A 15,391-nucleotide genomic window follows, 5' to 3' on the forward strand; every position below is an offset into this window, starting at 1 on the left:
AATCCACATGGCGGGAATTTTAGAACTGAACACCTTGCTTAAAACAATGAACCCTGAGCTTAAGCTAGGTGAATACATATTTTGCTGTTTAGCAGGTAGCCTTGCCGACTACGTTCACTTAAATCCACTTGCCAGCTATGTTGAAGAAGAGGGGTTAACCCTTATTTTAAATGCAGATACTGCCGACAAAGCCGCTATTACTTATGAGGGTAAATATAATTTAATTACCCTTAATGTGCATTCAAGCTTAGAGGCTGTAGGGCTAACTGCTGCGGTATCGGCTAAATTAACCGAGCATAATATTAGCGCTAATGTAGTGGCTGCGTTTTATCACGACCATATTTTTGTACAAACCGATAAGGCACAGGCAGCATTGCGAGCACTTAAGGAGATTGGTTAAATTAAACTTAACTATAAAATCACTCGGTTATGGGGTGTTTACTGCCCTAACCGAGTTTTTACTTTTTGTAATTACACAATCGATTCAACTATATTTAATGCTTTAATTTCGTTTTCATGGGTTATGCCATCAGCTTCAATTACTTGCTTAAGTAGCTCTAAAACAAACACCCTCATTGGTTGGTCAATAATGTGTGACATACGGTGTTGAATAAATGACTCTATTTCGTTTGCCTGCACAGCTGAAACACATTTTTTAGTCATTTCTATAATATAATTGTCTATTTCTATTGCTGAGTTCCACTCAATTTTTTGTGCCCAAGCACTCACTACATTTAGCTCTTCGTCAGCGATAGAGCCATCAACGGTAACGAAAAGTAAAGCAAGATCTAATAGCGATTCTTTTTGAAGTTGCTCAACACAAACGCCCATATCAAAATTATTTAATAACTGTTCAAACTTCATAGTGCTTCCTTGATGGATAAATATACTGCTAAAGAGCTTATAACAAAGCACACCAAAAAGTAATTTTAATGGGTTGGTTTAATTGCAACATTTTGTAAGTAATAAATAATACAACTTTTTTCGCTAGCTTAGCTTTCGGTACTTTTATTGTTTATGCAAAAGCTGTTATTAGCCGCTTCTAGCTTTACTTTATTTCCAGTTTTAACTCTTACACAGCGAGTGCTATTAGGAAGTTTTTTCTTTTGAATAACTATAAACTCGCCGTTCTCTGCATCGTTAAGTGTGTATTGATATGCTGTGTTTCCGCCTTCAAACAAAGCCGTAAAGAGTCCGCCAACCAATGCTCCCGCAATGGCGCCGCTGATCATGTCTTCGGTGTTACCATCTAAATCTTCGGCTAAACCAACGCCGGCACCAACCATGATTCCGGACCCTACTTCAGATGACAGCTTTACCTTTTCAATAGATTCGACTGTTGCATAGTAATGCTTAATGATATGACCTTGGTCGTCGCGGTCAATGCCTTGAGAAGCACAGCCAGACAGTAATAAAAGGGCAATTAAACTTTTTTTCATGATTATTCTCTGTGTTGGTAATGAGTACAATCATAATCGCTAATTCGTAATAAAACTGTGAGAGCTTTGTTTGTAGCTGTTAGAAGTTGTAAGAATGTGTGCAGAGGAAAACATCGACTCAGGAAAAGCCGATGTTTAAATTAAGGCGATTAAACAACGTATCCGCTAAAACCAAGCGCTTTAAAGTAAAGCTTAGGAATGCCGAATTTACACTCGTTAAGTAACTCGCTAAAGCGCATTCTATCAAGTGGATAAAATTCACTTTCTAAGTTTTGCGCTGTGTAGGCTTGCCCTGCATCACTTAGGCCTAAATTGGCACACACAGTAATTTGTGCTTCGCGCTCAAAGTCGGTTTCGGGTTTCATTAAATCGCTAATATATAAGTGCGCGCCTTTATTTAAATTAGCTTTAATGTTTTTAAGTAGCTGCTTTTTGCTGCCATCGTCTTCTAAAAAGTGCATTACGAGTAGGCATAGTGCGGCATCGGCCTTGGCAGAGAGTTTATCAAGCTCGCCTTCAATAACGTTAACGCGCTTTGTTATGCCGTGCTCTTCAAACTCTTGTTTAGCAATTGCAAGCATATCACTTGAGGTATCTTGCGCGGTAAATTGCCAAGTAGGGTTAAGCGCGGCAAGGGCGAGTATTTCTTTGCCTGTGCCTGCGCCCACAACTAAAATATGTGCGTTATCGTTAAGTGATGCTTTAAGTTGTGCATTGGTAAGTTGGTGCAATAGCTCATAACCAGGTACTAAACGCGTTATGCGGCTGTTGTAATGGGTTGCTTGCTCGCCTGTAAATGTTGGCATTTTTAACTCCTTTAATCAGCTTATAAAACTTCAACAGTGGAGTATCCACCACTTTGTTTACTTACATGTACTTGCGTGGCTACACGTTCGCTCATTTCACTCACATGCGATATAACCCCAACTTTGCGCCCTTGTGCTTGTAATGAATCGAGCGCGTCCATAGCAACGCTGAGTGTTTCGCTATCTAACGTACCAAACCCTTCGTCAATAAACAAAGAGTTGATTTGTACTTTGTTTGACGAAAGCGATGCAAGGCCTAATGCCAGTGCCAGTGATACTAAAAATGATTCGCCCCCAGAGAGCGTATTAACCGAGCGTTGTTCATCGGCCATGTCGCGGTCAATAATGGCAATATCGAGTGACTGTGCAATAGCTGTGAGCTCGTAGCGTTTGTTAAGGGTTTTTAAATGGCTGTTAGCATAATGCAGTAATATTTTTAGCGTTTGTGTTTGCGCTAAGTTACGCATGGTTTTACCAGTTGCATCGCCTAATACCTTATTAAGTAAGTGCCACTGCTCTACTTGCTTTTTAAGGGTAGCGAGCTCTGTTTGCTTACCCTCGAGTGCTTTGGCATTTTGGTTATGCTGCTCTATGGCGGTATTAGTGGCAAGTAAACTATTTTGCTGCTCAGTTTGCTTTGTATTTAATGCCGCTAATTGCTCGCTAAGTTCAACTTGGTTTTGTGATGGCTTGTTAGTATTTTGGTGATCTGTGTACGCACTTTGTTGCTGTTTAAGCGCAGCATTTGCATCAGTAAGTGCAGCTGTTAGCTGCTCAAACTGGGTTAAATGGGCTTTAATTTGCTCACTACTTAAAGCTAGTAAAATTGTGATCTGCTCATGCGTTGCCTCACTGTACTGGGCTTTAAAGTCGCTAAACCACTTGTTATAACGTTCCTCAAGGGTTGTAAGCTCAGTGCTTTGCTCGGCTAAGCGAAGCTCTGCGTTTTTAAGCTCAATTGCATGCTCGTCTCGTTTTTTAACAGCGCTATCGTAAGCTTGCTGACTCGTATGTAACTGTGTTTGGCATTGCTCAAGCAGTGCATTAATTTTTGCTTGATAGTCGTTTGCGCTTATTTGCTCGTTATTAAATAACGCAAGGCGCTCACTTTGTGTAGTATTTTGTAGCTGCTGAGCGCTGACTAAATCATCTTTTAGTACTTTAAGTGCACTTTCGCTTTTAGTTATTAGCGGCGTAAGTTGCTGCAATTGCTGATTGGCAGTGTCTATTTGTTTTTGGCTTTGCTCAAGTTGCGCATGTGTTTGCTGATACTGCTCAACCTGCTGGCTTAAATCGCTTAGGTTAAGCGAGCCTGCTTGCAGTTGCTGCCAAAAGTTGCTGTGTTCAAATTGTGCATTAAGCGTTGTAGTGAGCTCACTAATTTGCAACGTTAGCTCAGCGTGTTTTGTATTTACTTGGTTTAGTTTATTGGTTAATTCACTATTTAAATTATGTAATTGCTGCTGTGTTTGCTGCTCTGCTTTTAGTGAGTTTTGTTGTTGGTTTACTTTTTCTTGCAGGGCATTTTGCTGTTTTTGCGATTCAAAATATTGCGCTTTTTGCCCGTTAAGCTGTTTATAGGTTTCTTCTAGCTGCTCTACTGTAAGGGCATTTAGATGAGTACGCGCAGCTTCCATGGTGGCTTTCATTTCGCTTCGCTTAGTATTGAGCGTTTGAATGGTTTGGCCGTGCTGAGCGTGTTCGTTAACGAGCACGGCATGCTGTGTTTGATGCGTGTGTAACTGCGTTTGGGCACTATCTAACTGCTTTTTAGCATTGGTGTAGCTGGCTTCAAAATCGGCTATTAAGTTGTTTAATTGCGGGTTTTGATTAGTAGCATAGGGGTGCTCAGTTGCTCCGCACACTACGCAGGGCTCGTTAGGGTTAAGCTGTGCGCGCAAATGCTCTACGTTTTCGCTGGCACGCAGGCGAGCTTGGTTTAGCGCGTATTCGTTATGTTTTAGTGCTTGTTCGCACGTTGCTAGGTTTTGTAAAAGCGACTGCTGCTGTTGCTCACTTTGGCTAAGTTTAGCTGCAATGTTATTTTGCGCTTGCGTGCTTTGCTTAAGCTCTTGGGTAAATTGTGCGTAGCGTATTCGCTGCTCTTTTAAGTAATCAATATTTTTAAGTTCGCTGTCGCATTGCTCAATTTTAAATTGGCGTTGTTGCTCGTTCAGCTCGTTTAGGTTTTTTTGATCATGGTTTAGTTGCTGCTCTTGCTGCTCTACCTTTTTATTTTGCGCTGTTAAAAGCTCAGCCTGTTTGGTTTGCTCTGCTAGTAACGCCTGGTTTTGAGTTGCTGTTGTATTAAGTTGCTCATTAGCCGTTAGATACTGATTAAAGCTATGTTGATAGTAGTTCCAATCATTCGCTAGCGGTTTAAGCTGCGTATGCTCAGCAAGCCATTGCTGATGCTGTGTACTTAGCTTAGTTGCCTCATCAAGCGCAGTTTGGCTTTGCTTATGTTGCGCGTGTAAATCACTTAATTGCTGTTGCTCTTTGTCGCTTTGCTGAGTAAGGCTAGTAATGCTTTGTGCGTGTATAGCAAGCTGGCTGTCGAGCTCGCGGGCTTTTGCAATAATTGGCTCAGCAGATTGCTTTTGCTCTTGCGCTGTTTTTAATTCGCTTTGCTTTGTATTAAGTGTTGCGGCCTGCTCTTCTATAAGCGCTGCATGGTCAATATTTTTTAAGTCAGATATTTGTGTATTAAGGGCTTTATTTTGCGCAGTTAAATACTCATGTCGCTTTCGGTTGTCTTTTATTTCAAGCGCGCTTTGTGCTTGTTTTGCTTGCTCACTTTGCTGTGCAATTGCTTCAAGCTCGCTATTAGCATGCTGCTGATTTTTTGTGGCCTCTCCAAGTGCTTGTTCAAGGGTATTAGCTTGCTTATACCAGTTTAGACTTTGCTCTGTGCTTATTAGTGCTTTTTTAGTGTGTTCTATTTGCTGTTTTAGCTCGTTAAGCGTGATGTGTTTTACTGCTAATTCATCTTCACTTAATAAGGTATAGCTTGCGAGGCTTGCTTGAAGTAAATCAAATTTATCTTTTAATTCTTTGTTGCGCTCAAAAATACGTTTACCAATCAGGCTAAATTTATCTGTGCCCGTTAGGCATTCCAATAATTGAGCGCGTTCATCCCCAGTGGCTTTTAAAAATGCAGCAAACTCATGTTGCGCTAACAATACTGCACGGGAGAATTGATCAAAGCTTAAACCTATTTTGCTTTCTATTTGTTTTAGTGTTTGGCTTTTGTCGGCTATGAGGGTTTCATCTGGCAAGGTAACTAACGTATGCTCGGCTACTTTTAATTTACCAGTGGCTTTTTTATGGGTGCGCTGGATTGAATAGCGCGCGCGGTAAAGGTGTTTGTCTTGCCCTACAAAGTCAACTTCTGCGAAGCCTTCCCATTTTCCTCGACGCAATAAGTTGCGCGCATCGTTTAACTTTATACTGTCGCCATTAAAATCAATCAGGTTACCTTTATCACCTTTTAGCCGTGCTGTTTTTGTGTAAAGTGCTAAACAAATGGCATCTAAAAAGGTACTTTTACCCGCGCCTGTGTCGCCGGTTATAGCAAACAAGCCCGCATCTTTCAGTGGCGCTTGTGTAAAGTCGATTTCGGCGTCAACTATCGACGCTAAGTTATGTATGCGTACTGCGGTTATTTTCATAGTTGTTCTTGCTCCGCTAGTTCACTTATTACTTCGTTTAAAAGCACTTTTAGTTCATCGGGTACACTTTGCCCTGCCATGTCTTTGTCGCTTGCAAAGGCTTGCTCTAATAAATTGAGCGGGTTGAGCATTTCAACTTCACTTAAATCTTCAAATACAGTGTCGCTGCCGATGTTATCTGATTGTTCGCGTACGCGTTCGATACCGCAAAATTTTACATTTTTGCCCTCCAGTGCCTGTTCTATTTGTTCTCTGAAAGTGGTGTCGGTATCACTTGATTTAAGCTTTACGCGTAAAAATGGCGCTAAGGTATTTTGCGATATATCGAGGGTTTTAATTTGTTCGCACAATTCATCTAATGGTACACACTCCCCTTTTGGTAAAATAATAACGTCGGCTGCTCGCGGAATGTAAAGGGGGTTTACAGTTGTGCTAATGGCTTGTTTTTCATCGATTTTAAATTCGATAACATTAACTTGGTGCGTGTAGTTACGCTCTGAAAACGACATAGGAATAGGCGTGCCGCTGTAGCGAAAAGTGTCATTTTTAGCAACTTGTTGCGCTTTGTGTAAATGGCCCAGAGCGACATAGTTGGCTTTACTGCCAAATACATTGGCTGAAATAGATTCTTCCCCACCTATCACTAAGTTACGTTCTGAATCACTTGATATGTCGCCGCCTTTAGCATGTAAATGGCCCATTACTATTAACGGTGAATTTTGCTCATTAATTTTATAAGCATGATCTAAGGCAAGCTCATATGCTTTTGCAACGCCTTGTGCGTAGCTAGGGCCGTTTTTTGTTTGGCTTAGGGAACTTATATCACTTGAGCGTAAAAAAGGCATAGCAATTATTACAGCGCGTTTATTATTAGTATTTATTTCTAAAATAATATCGCTAGGCGCTGATACATCAAAACGCCCTACTACATGTGTATCAAACTGAGCAAGTAAAGGTTGAGCCGCCAATATACGGTTAGCAGAGTCATGGTTGCCCGCAATAATAACAACATGTAAATGTGGGCAGCATTTTTTAGCGTCTTTTATAAACTGATAAAGTTGGTTTTCGGCGCTAGCGCTGGGTGTTGCCGTATGATAAATGTCGCCTGCAACTAATAATAAATCTATTTGCTGCTCAACAAGTGTGGCAAGTAACCAGGTAAAAAATGCTTGATGTTCTACACGGCGGTCGTGTTCGTAAAATTGTTGGCCAAGGTGCCAATCTGAGGTGTGAAGGACTTTCATGTCGCGCTCTTAAAAACCAGTAAGAGCGCCAATATACCCAAGGCAATTAAAGATGCAAGCTTCAGTAGTACTAAACTGTTAGCTTAAGCTGTACCAAATGCCAAAAATTACCGGCAAAGCAATCAGTGCGATGAGTAGAGGTTTTTTTAACGTTTTACTTTGTTTGGATTGCAGTCTTTTAAGTGCGTTTGTTTCGTTACAAGCGGCTACTTTATCAATGTAAAAATAACCTGAATCAAGATACTGCTTACAGCTATTTTCGTTGGCTGGGATTGCAATTAGTTCTTGTTGTTTTTTTAGGATATAAAAATCCATAAGCCCACCGCATTTCTTACTTGTAATCGATAATATTTGAGGATAAATATTAATTATTTATTTGCCTCAAATAAAAAGGTGGGCGATTTTAAATACAAATGGCTACAAAGATCAACCAAAAACTACGGTATTTTTAATTTATCGTACAAATAATTAAAATTAGTGAAATCATCGCAATATTTGCGCCAATTATTAGCCATTTTTTACTGTGTTTTTGTTCAGTGTTAAGGCGTTTTAGTGCATCTTCTTTGTTACAGGCAGACACGACATTAACATACGAATAATGGTTGTTTTTGTAGTGTTGTAGTAGCTCTTTATTAGCAGGGATCGCTTCTAACTGCTGGGCCTTTTTCACAATGTAAAATTTCATATGGAGGACCTAAAAAACGTCACTTAATTTTACTGTAATCTAATTCGATGAACTTGACCTGAAGTTATTAGTACGGTTAATACACTTTCTTTTTAAAATTATACTCAGCTCGTATATTGTAAACCCCCTTTACACTTTGTTGTGAATTGAAATATGTAACAAATTATTCTTATTTTATTATTTTAAATATCAGTGAATATCACCCTAAAAATAGGGCGTTTGGTCGCTATTTAATTGAAGAAAACGGCTATATTTGACACAGTACGCTCACAAAATTAATTTAGGACTAACAATGAAAAAAATAAGTCTCACGCTAAGTGCGCTTTTATTGCCAGTGGTAATGTCAGGCGGTGCTTTTGCGTCTTCAGTTGAACAAACCAAAGGTTCGTTCGTTGATAAGTTTCGTCAATTAGACGAGGCATTACCTACACCAAATGTGTATCGTAGCGCAGCGGGTGAGCCGGGTGAAAATTACTGGCAACAAAAAGTAAATTACGATATTGACGTGAAATTAGATGAAAAAAAACGTCGTTTGAGTGCAAGCCAAAGTATTGAATATAAAAATAACTCGCCTCATACATTAAAATATTTATGGTTACAGTTAGATCAAAATATTTTTAAAAGCGATTCAATTGCTGAAACTACAAAAACATTTAAAAGCACACTTGAAAGCTTACCAGCGCACAAACCAGCAAAACTTAGCTTAGGGCAGTTGCGTCGTCAGCAGTTTATGAGCGATAACGAGCTTGGCTTTGCAATTAGCAATGTTAAAGACGAAGACGGCAAAGCACTACGTGTAACAATTGTAGATACATTAATGCGTATCGACTTAAATGAGCCGCTAAAGCCAGGTAAAGAAGTTGAGTTCAGCATGGACTTTGCGTTCAATATTGTTGAAGAAGATGCTGTAGGCGCGCGTTCAGGTTATGAGCACTTTGAAAAAGACGGCAACGATATATTTTTACTTGCACAGTGGTTTCCGCGTTTAGCAGCGTACACAGATTACGAAGCTTGGACAAACAAAGCCTTTTTAGGGTCGGGTGAATTTACCCTTGAGTTTGGCGACTACGATGTAGAAATTACAGTACCCGCTGATCACATTGTTTCGGCAACAGGTAAGTTAGATAACCCAAGTAAGGTACTTACAAGCACACAGCGTAAACGTTTAAAGCAATCGGAAACGGCTAAGCGCCCAGTGTTTATAGTGACCGAAGAAGAAGCACTCGAAAACGAAAAAGAAGGCACAGATAAAACGAAAACGTGGCGCTTCAAAGCCGAAAATGTTCGAGACTTTGCGTGGGCGTCTTCACGTAAATTTATGTGGGATGCAAAAGGGTATCAGCAAGGTGGCGATGTTCAGCCACTTGTAATGGCAATGTCGTTTTTCCCTAAAGAGGGTGGCGACTTATGGAAAAAGTACTCTACAGAATCAGTAGTACACACAATGGAAGTGTATTCAAAGTATTCGTTTGATTACCCATACCCAACTGCACAATCGGTAAATGGTCCGGTTGGTGGTATGGAATACCCAATGATCACTTTCAACGGTCCGCGTACTAAGTTACAAGATGACGGTACACGCACTTATTCTCAATCAGAGAAACGCTTTTTAATTGGCGTTGTTATTCATGAAGTTGGTCATATTTACTTCCCAATGATTGTTAACTCTGATGAACGTCAATGGACGTGGATGGATGAAGGCCTAAATAGCTTTTTAGATGGCGTTGCTGGGCGCGAGTGGGACCCTACTATTCCGTGGGGTGTTGAGCCTCGTGATATTGTGTCGTACATGAAATCTGAAGTTCAAGTGCCGATTATGACGCAATCAGATAGCGTACTTCGCTTAGGTCCTAATGCGTATACTAAACCTGCTGCCGCGCTTAACATTCTACGTGAAGTGATTTTAGGTCGTGATTTATTCGACTTTGCGTTTAAAGAGTATGCCCAACGTTGGAAGTATAAGCGCCCTACTCCTGCTGATTTTTTCCGTACTATGGAAGAAGCTTCAGGTGTTGATTTAGATTGGTTTTGGCGTGGTTGGTTTTACACCACAGACCATGTAGATATTTCGCTGGATAAAGTGTATCAACTTCGTTTAGATACTAAAAATCCAGATATTGACTACAGCCGCCTACGTGATATTGAAGCCGATAAGCCAACATCGTTATTTGTTGAGCGTAACCGCGCTGAAGGTAAAAAAACATGGGTTGAGCAAAACCCTGATATTACCGATTTTTACGACGAAAATGACCGTTTTACGGTAACGAATAAAGAGCGTAATGCTTACAACAAGTTTTTAAAAGGGCTTGAGCCGTGGGAGCGTAAAACGCTAGACCGCGCACTAAGTGACGATCAAAACTACTACGTAATGGAATTTTCAAACCTAGGTGGTTTGGTAATGCCTATTTTACTTGAGCTCACGTACGAAGATGGTAGCAAAGAAGAGCGCTATATACCTGCTGAAATTTGGCGTCGTAATCATAAAAACGTGCAAAAGCTTATTGTTACAGATAAAGATAAACCGCTTGTATCAGTAAGCGTTGATCCGCGATGGGAAACAGCAGATGTCGATATAGAAAATAATAACTACCCGCGTCGTATTATTCCTTCACGTATTGAAGTGTTTAAAAAGAGTAAAAGCAAAGCTAAAGTGAGTCGCGATATCATGCAAGATATTAAAACAGAGCTTAAGAGCGATGAGAAAAAAGACGAAAAAGATGACGTTGAGGAACAGCAATAATGCGTTTTTTGCTTATTGTTGTTTGCCTTTTAGTTGCTGCGCCAAGTTTGGCGCATCAATTAAAATCATCTGTTACAACCGTACTTTTTAACAAAAGAACCCACAACGTTGAGCTTATGCATCGATTTTACTTGCACGATACAGAGCATGCGGTTGGTAGTTTGTTTAAAGGCAAAATAGACATAATTAGTAATAAAAACGACCAGCAACGTTTTGCTAAATATGTTGAGTCACATGTGGCTTTGCAAACATTAAGTGGTGACGCTGTGCCCCTAAGTTTTGTTGGCGCGCAGGTTGACGGTAAGTTTTTTTGGGTTTACCAAGAGGCGCCCATCCCACAGGGAATTGAAGGGATAAAAATGAGTAACGGTGCGCTGCGCGATTTGTGGCCATCGCAAGTAAATATGGTCAATGTTGAAGGCAAAGGTAGGGTTAAAACCCTCAACTTTGCTCAAGACGATACCTGGCTTGAAGCTCGCTTTGAGACTAACTAACTCATCATTAATACTCAATGCGCACTTTGTTTAAGTGCGCATTTTAATGCGCTGTTTAAGCTGTGTTCATAATTGATCGGTAAAATATTGAGATACGTAAAAATCTAGGTTGTTTATATTTACCTTGTTTTGCGCAACATACAACTAGCTGCTAAGCTTCTTTTCGTTGGTAGTTGCTTAGAAGTTAATGAACACCTCGCACTATTAATTTAAATATAATTAGTATTAACTGTTCCCACTTAAGGGTGTAAGCTCAGAGAATTTTATGTTTGAAAAAAGCTTAACTAATTATTTTCACAAACAAGGATTGGTATGACGACTCAGGTAGAGGCTATCCATGGTGTTATTTTTGATCTAGATGGTACATTAGTATCGTCAGAGCTCGACTTTTCACTTATTAAAGCCCAAATTGGCTGTCCCGATAACGAAGATTTACTCGAATTTATAGCGGAACTTCCTTCTCCTTACATGCGCGAAGAGGCAATGAACATTGTTCATCAGCATGAATTACTAGACGCTCAACATGCCACGTTACTACCTGGCGTAAGTGAAGCCATTGCACTTTTACATGAACGAAATATTCCTATGGCAATCGTGACGCGCAATTTCGACAAAGCCGCTGCACTTAAATTAAAAAATAATCCTCTTCCTATCAGTACAGTGCTTACACGAAGTGATGCACCCGCTAAACCTGATCCGAGTGCATTAAATGCCATTGCTACGCTTTGGAGCATAAGTGCTGATAACCTGCTGTATGTGGGCGATTATTTGTACGACATTCAAGCTGCACACAATGCTAAAATGCGTGCATGTTTATACGCTCCAGATGAAACGCCGTCTTACGCAGATCAAGCCGATTACGTTTTGCATGATTTTTACGACTTAGTTGCTTTAGTTGAAAGCTACGCTAAAAAAGTAGAATTATGTTAAATTAGCCGCTGATTGATTTCAGTTGTATACATTACTTATAAAATGCACGTAAGGTTTACTAGCCCAACTCGCTTTGAATTGTTAAAATATTAAAAAGTAATGTATTTATTAGAGGCACATAATGGGCAGAGCATTTGTAGTTCGTCAAAGTTCTATGATCAAAACAGCCAATGCAAAAACAAAAGTAAATTCAAAGTACGGTAAGGAAATTTACGTTGCTGCTAAAAATGGTGAACCCGATCCTGAAGTAAACCAAACTTTGCGTCGTCTAATCGAAAAAGCTAAAAAAGACCAAGTCCCTGCACATGTTATCGACAAAGCAATAGAAAAAGCAGCCGGTGGAGCAGGAGAGGACTATGCTGTTGCTCGATACGAAGGTTATGGCCCTGGCAACTGTATGGTAATTGTTGATTGCTTAACCGATAACCCAAACAGAACAATTAAAGATGTGCGTTTGCCGTTTACTAAAACTGACTCAAAAATAGGTACGCCTGGTTGTGTAGCGCACATGTATGATCATTACGCGGTATTGGGTTTTGCAGGCGATGACGATGAAGTTGTTTTAGAAGCGCTAATGATGGCAGACGTTGACGTTGCTGATGTAGAGGCTGAAGATGGAAAAATTTCGGTTTTTGCACCGCCTACAGAATACTTTAAGGCTAAAACAGCGCTTGAAGATGCATTTGAAGGTATTAACTTTGAGGTAGACGAAATTACTTTTATCCCTCAAGTTAATATTGATATTGAGGACGAAGAGGTCATAGCTAACTTCGATAAATTTATAAATATGCTTGAAGATTGTGACGATGTACAAAATGTTTATCACAATGCAATTATAAAAAAATAACCTAACTTCGTTTATTTATAGAAAATAAAATTAAAAAGCGTGTTTTGTGTATACAAAACACGCTTTTTTGTATTTACAGAAATGTTAGGTATTCATAGAGATTATTGATTTATGCGTTTCTATTTTAAAATGTCCACATTTTATTGTATTTATTCACATTGTTATGGATATCGGTGTGCTTATTATTTAATTTAGATAATAAAAAACCAGCCCTGAGGCTGGTTTTGACACGAAATAAACAATTAAGATACAGCGTTAAACATTTGGAGTGTATTAACTTTGCTGTAACTTATACTGTATACGGTAGCTATGTAATAACGGTTCAGTATAGCCACTAGGTTGTGTTGTTCCTTCAAGTACTAAGGCGAGAGCTGCTTGAAACGCAATACTATTTTTTAGTGTTTCAGGGCTGCTGGCCATTGGGGTATAGGCTTTATCGTGTTCGTTTTGGCCGTCTACTACCTTAGCCATTTTTGCCATTGTGGATGTAATTTGTTCTTGTGTACATATACCATGCAATAACCAGTTAGCCATATGTTGGCTTGAAATTCTAAGTGTTGCTCTGTCTTCCATTAGTCCGACATGGTTAATATCTGGCACTTTAGAGCAGCCTACACCTTGGTCTATCCATCGTACTACGTAACCTAAAATACCTTGCGCATTGTTTTCTAGCTCACTTTGTATATCTTCTTTTGAAAGTGACGATGGGTCATGCATCAGTGGTGGAGTAAGCAGGTTGTCAAGGCTTGCTATGGCACGCTGAGCGATTGCGTCTTGCTCGCTAAAAACATTAATATCATGGTAATGCATAGCATGCAGTGTTGCAGCAGTAGGCGAGGGTACCCATGCTGTATTAGCACCCGATTTAGGGTGTGCTAACTTTTGCTCCATCATTAGCGCCATTTTATCAGGCATAGGCCACATACCTTTGCCTATTTGAGCTTTTTGGCTTAATCCACAGGCAAGGCCAATATCGACGTTGCGATCTTCGTAAGCACTGATCCACGGCTGTTGTTTTATTTCGGCTTTAGGGAGCGCAACACCCGCTTGCATAGATGTGTGAATTTCGTCGCCTGTACGGTCTAAAAAGCCAGTGTTAATAAATACAACACGTTGTTTTGCTTCATTTATACATGCTTTTAAGTTTACAGATGTACGACGTTCTTCATCCATAATACCCATTTTTAAGGTGTTTTTTGGTAAGTTTAATGCCTCTTCTACATGGGTAAACAGTGTACTTGTAAACGCAACTTCTTCTGGGCCATGCATCTTAGGTTTTACAATATTAATGCTCTGTGCACTGCTATTTTTTACACCAGACGTTTTATTTAAGTCGTGCAGGGCAGCTGTGGCAGTAAACATTGCATCCATTATGCCTTCAAAAACTGGCTCTCCGTAAACGTCAGTAATAGCAGGGTTTGTCATTAAATGGCCAACGTTTCTGACAAACATCATGCTGCGGCCCTTAAGTGTTATAGCATTGCCATTAATAGAGGTATATGTTCTGTCGCTCTGCAGCGTACGCTCCACGACTTTATCGCCTTTTTTAAACGATTCAACCAAGTTACCTTGCATTAAACCAAGCCAGTTTTTATAAACCTGTACTTTGTCTTGTGCATCGACAGCGGCTACAGAGTCTTCACAATCCATAATAGTGGTTAGAGCCGCTTCAAGTACCACATCTTTTAAACCCGCTTTATCAGCTTGGCCAATAATATGGTGATGATCTATTTGTAATTCTATATGTAAACCGTTGTTTTTAAGTAATACAACGCTTGGGTTTTGTGCTTCTCCCTGGTAGCCAATTAACTGAGATGGGTCAGCTAACGTGGTTTGAGAGCTGTCACGCAATGTAATAACCAGTGCGCCGTTTACAACAGAATAGTTAGTGCTTTCTATATGCGAGCCGTTTTCAAGCGGGAGTGCTTTGTCTAAAAACTGGCGTGCGTATGCCATTACTTTAAAGCCACGAACAGGGTTATAGGTAGTGCCTTTCTCGGCTCCGTCATCTTCACTTAATACGTCAGTGCCATACAAGGCATCGTATAAAGAGCCCCAGCGTGCGTTAGCCGCATTAAGTGCAAAGCGTGCGTTACTTACTGGAACAACTAATTGTGGGCCTGCTGTAACTGCTATTTCGGGTTCAACCTGTTGTGTTTCAATTTTAAAATTAGCAGGCTCTGGTACAAGGTAGCCAATGTCACTTAAAAAGCGTTGGTATTGCTCGCTATCCCACGTTTTATTTTCAATGTGGTATTGGTCAATTTGTTGTTGCAGTAGTTCACGTTTGGCCAGTAATGCTTTGTTTATTGGCGTGAGTGTTTGAACAATTTTTGCAAAACTTTGCCAAAATTGGTGTTCTGATAAGTGTGTACCAGGTAGTAGTTGAGTTTTAACAAAGTCAGCAAGCTCTAAATCTACGCTGAGTCCTGAATGTGTGAGAGTGTGGGTCATAATTGCCTTCCTTAAACGGTCGCCATAGTATTTGTGCGTTTGAGCAACAATAACGTAAAAAAGTCATGTTGAGTGTGTTTT

The 15,391-nt window shown here is 40.0% G+C and carries 13 protein-coding genes; 5 read left to right on the top strand and 8 right to left on the bottom strand.

From position 1 onward, the window contains the following. Positions 1-7 precede the first annotated feature (7 nt). Positions 8-400 carry an ACT domain-containing protein gene (locus ATS76_RS18650; RefSeq protein WP_058553290.1) on the top strand — a complete coding sequence of 131 codons (393 nt, stop codon included), beginning with the start codon at positions 8-10 and terminating at the stop codon, positions 398-400. A 71-nt stretch (positions 401-471) separates the two neighbouring features. On the opposite strand, the gene ATS76_RS18655 is transcribed toward ATS76_RS18650, so the two are convergent. The 7 genes from ATS76_RS18655 to ATS76_RS18685 form a co-directional block, all read right to left on the bottom strand. Continuing rightward, positions 472-864 (bottom strand): hypothetical protein, encoded by a 393-nt coding sequence (locus tag ATS76_RS18655; protein WP_058553291.1) that lies wholly within the window; start codon positions 862-864, stop codon positions 472-474. A gap of 128 nt (positions 865-992) precedes the next feature. After that, a complete protein-coding gene (locus ATS76_RS18660) occupies positions 993-1,439 on the bottom strand; it encodes a hypothetical protein (protein WP_058553292.1) in 447 nt (148 codons plus the stop codon). Between the two features lie 149 nt (positions 1,440-1,588). Beyond that, positions 1,589-2,245 carry a class I SAM-dependent methyltransferase gene (locus tag ATS76_RS18665; RefSeq protein WP_058553293.1) on the bottom strand — a complete coding sequence of 219 codons (657 nt, stop codon included), beginning with the start codon at positions 2,243-2,245 and terminating at the stop codon, positions 1,589-1,591. Positions 2,246-2,265: 20 nt separating this feature from the next. Beyond that, entirely contained in the window at positions 2,266-5,916 is a 3,651-nt protein-coding gene (locus ATS76_RS18670) for an AAA family ATPase (protein ID WP_058553294.1), read from the bottom strand. Then, complete coding sequence (locus ATS76_RS18675) at positions 5,913-7,160, bottom strand: exonuclease SbcCD subunit D C-terminal domain-containing protein (protein WP_058553295.1); 1,248 nt, start codon at positions 7,158-7,160, stop codon at positions 5,913-5,915. Before ATS76_RS18675 ends, ATS76_RS18670 begins: the two co-directional genes overlap by 4 nt. Positions 7,161-7,238: 78 nt before the next feature. Further along, entirely contained in the window at positions 7,239-7,475 is a 237-nt protein-coding gene (locus ATS76_RS18680) for a hypothetical protein (protein WP_058553296.1), read from the bottom strand. A 133-nt stretch (positions 7,476-7,608) separates the two neighbouring features. Continuing rightward, positions 7,609-7,845: a hypothetical protein gene (locus ATS76_RS18685; protein WP_058553297.1), complete on the bottom strand. Its 237-nt coding sequence runs from the start codon at positions 7,843-7,845 to the stop codon at positions 7,609-7,611. Between the two features lie 292 nt (positions 7,846-8,137). Here ATS76_RS18685 and ATS76_RS18690 point away from each other — a divergent pair, with 292 nt between their 5' ends. The 4 genes from ATS76_RS18690 to ATS76_RS18705 all read left to right on the top strand — a co-directional run bounded on the left by ATS76_RS18690 (position 8,138) and on the right by ATS76_RS18705 (position 12,856). Continuing rightward, complete coding sequence (locus ATS76_RS18690; protein ID WP_058553298.1) at positions 8,138-10,585, top strand: M1 family metallopeptidase; 2,448 nt, start codon at positions 8,138-8,140, stop codon at positions 10,583-10,585. Further along, complete coding sequence (locus ATS76_RS18695) at positions 10,585-11,079, top strand: DUF6702 family protein (protein WP_058553299.1); 495 nt, start codon at positions 10,585-10,587, stop codon at positions 11,077-11,079. Before ATS76_RS18690 ends, ATS76_RS18695 begins: the two co-directional genes overlap by 1 nt. Positions 11,080-11,391: 312 nt before the next feature. Continuing rightward, positions 11,392-12,009, top strand: a complete 618-nt coding sequence (locus ATS76_RS18700) for an HAD family hydrolase (RefSeq protein WP_058553300.1) — start codon at positions 11,392-11,394, stop codon at positions 12,007-12,009. A 121-nt stretch (positions 12,010-12,130) separates the two neighbouring features. Beyond that, positions 12,131-12,856, top strand: coding sequence for a YebC/PmpR family DNA-binding transcriptional regulator (locus ATS76_RS18705; RefSeq protein WP_058553301.1), 726 nt, complete (start codon positions 12,131-12,133; stop codon positions 12,854-12,856). Between the two features lie 273 nt (positions 12,857-13,129). Here ATS76_RS18705 and ATS76_RS18710 read toward each other — a convergent pair whose 3' ends face one another. Then, on the bottom strand, positions 13,130-15,310 hold the full coding sequence (locus tag ATS76_RS18710; protein WP_058553302.1) for a malate synthase G: 2,181 nt from the start codon (positions 15,308-15,310) through the stop codon (positions 13,130-13,132). Positions 15,311-15,391: the final 81 nt, after the last annotated feature.

It is taken from the genome of Pseudoalteromonas sp. 10-33 (assembly GCF_001469195.1).
GTDB lineage: Bacteria > Pseudomonadota > Gammaproteobacteria > Enterobacterales > Alteromonadaceae > Pseudoalteromonas.

Bases quoted from the DNA above. Each gene is read 5' to 3' on its own strand.
- ATS76_RS18675 (WP_058553295.1), bottom strand. From the start codon at position 7,160: ATGAAAGTCCTTCACACCTCAGATTGGCACCTTGGCCAACAATTTTAC.
- ATS76_RS18695 (WP_058553299.1), top strand. From the start codon at position 10,585: ATGCGTTTTTTGCTTATTGTTGTTTGCCTTTTAGTTGCTGCGCCAAGT.
- ATS76_RS18710 (WP_058553302.1), bottom strand. From the start codon at position 15,310: ATGACCCACACTCTCACACATTCAGGACTCAGCGTAGATTTAGAGCTT.
- ATS76_RS18690 (WP_058553298.1), top strand. From the start codon at position 8,138: ATGAAAAAAATAAGTCTCACGCTAAGTGCGCTTTTATTGCCAGTGGTA.
- ATS76_RS18660 (WP_058553292.1), bottom strand. From the start codon at position 1,439: ATGAAAAAAAGTTTAATTGCCCTTTTATTACTGTCTGGCTGTGCTTCT.
- ATS76_RS18655 (WP_058553291.1), bottom strand. From the start codon at position 864: ATGAAGTTTGAACAGTTATTAAATAATTTTGATATGGGCGTTTGTGTT.
- ATS76_RS18700 (WP_058553300.1), top strand. From the start codon at position 11,392: ATGACGACTCAGGTAGAGGCTATCCATGGTGTTATTTTTGATCTAGAT.
- ATS76_RS18650 (WP_058553290.1), top strand. From the start codon at position 8: ATGGCGGGAATTTTAGAACTGAACACCTTGCTTAAAACAATGAACCCT.
- ATS76_RS18680 (WP_058553296.1), bottom strand. From the start codon at position 7,475: ATGGATTTTTATATCCTAAAAAAACAACAAGAACTAATTGCAATCCCA.
- ATS76_RS18665 (WP_058553293.1), bottom strand. From the start codon at position 2,245: ATGCCAACATTTACAGGCGAGCAAGCAACCCATTACAACAGCCGCATA.
- ATS76_RS18685 (WP_058553297.1), bottom strand. From the start codon at position 7,845: ATGAAATTTTACATTGTGAAAAAGGCCCAGCAGTTAGAAGCGATCCCT.
- ATS76_RS18670 (WP_058553294.1), bottom strand. From the start codon at position 5,916: ATGAAAATAACCGCAGTACGCATACATAACTTAGCGTCGATAGTTGAC.
- ATS76_RS18705 (WP_058553301.1), top strand. From the start codon at position 12,131: ATGGGCAGAGCATTTGTAGTTCGTCAAAGTTCTATGATCAAAACAGCC.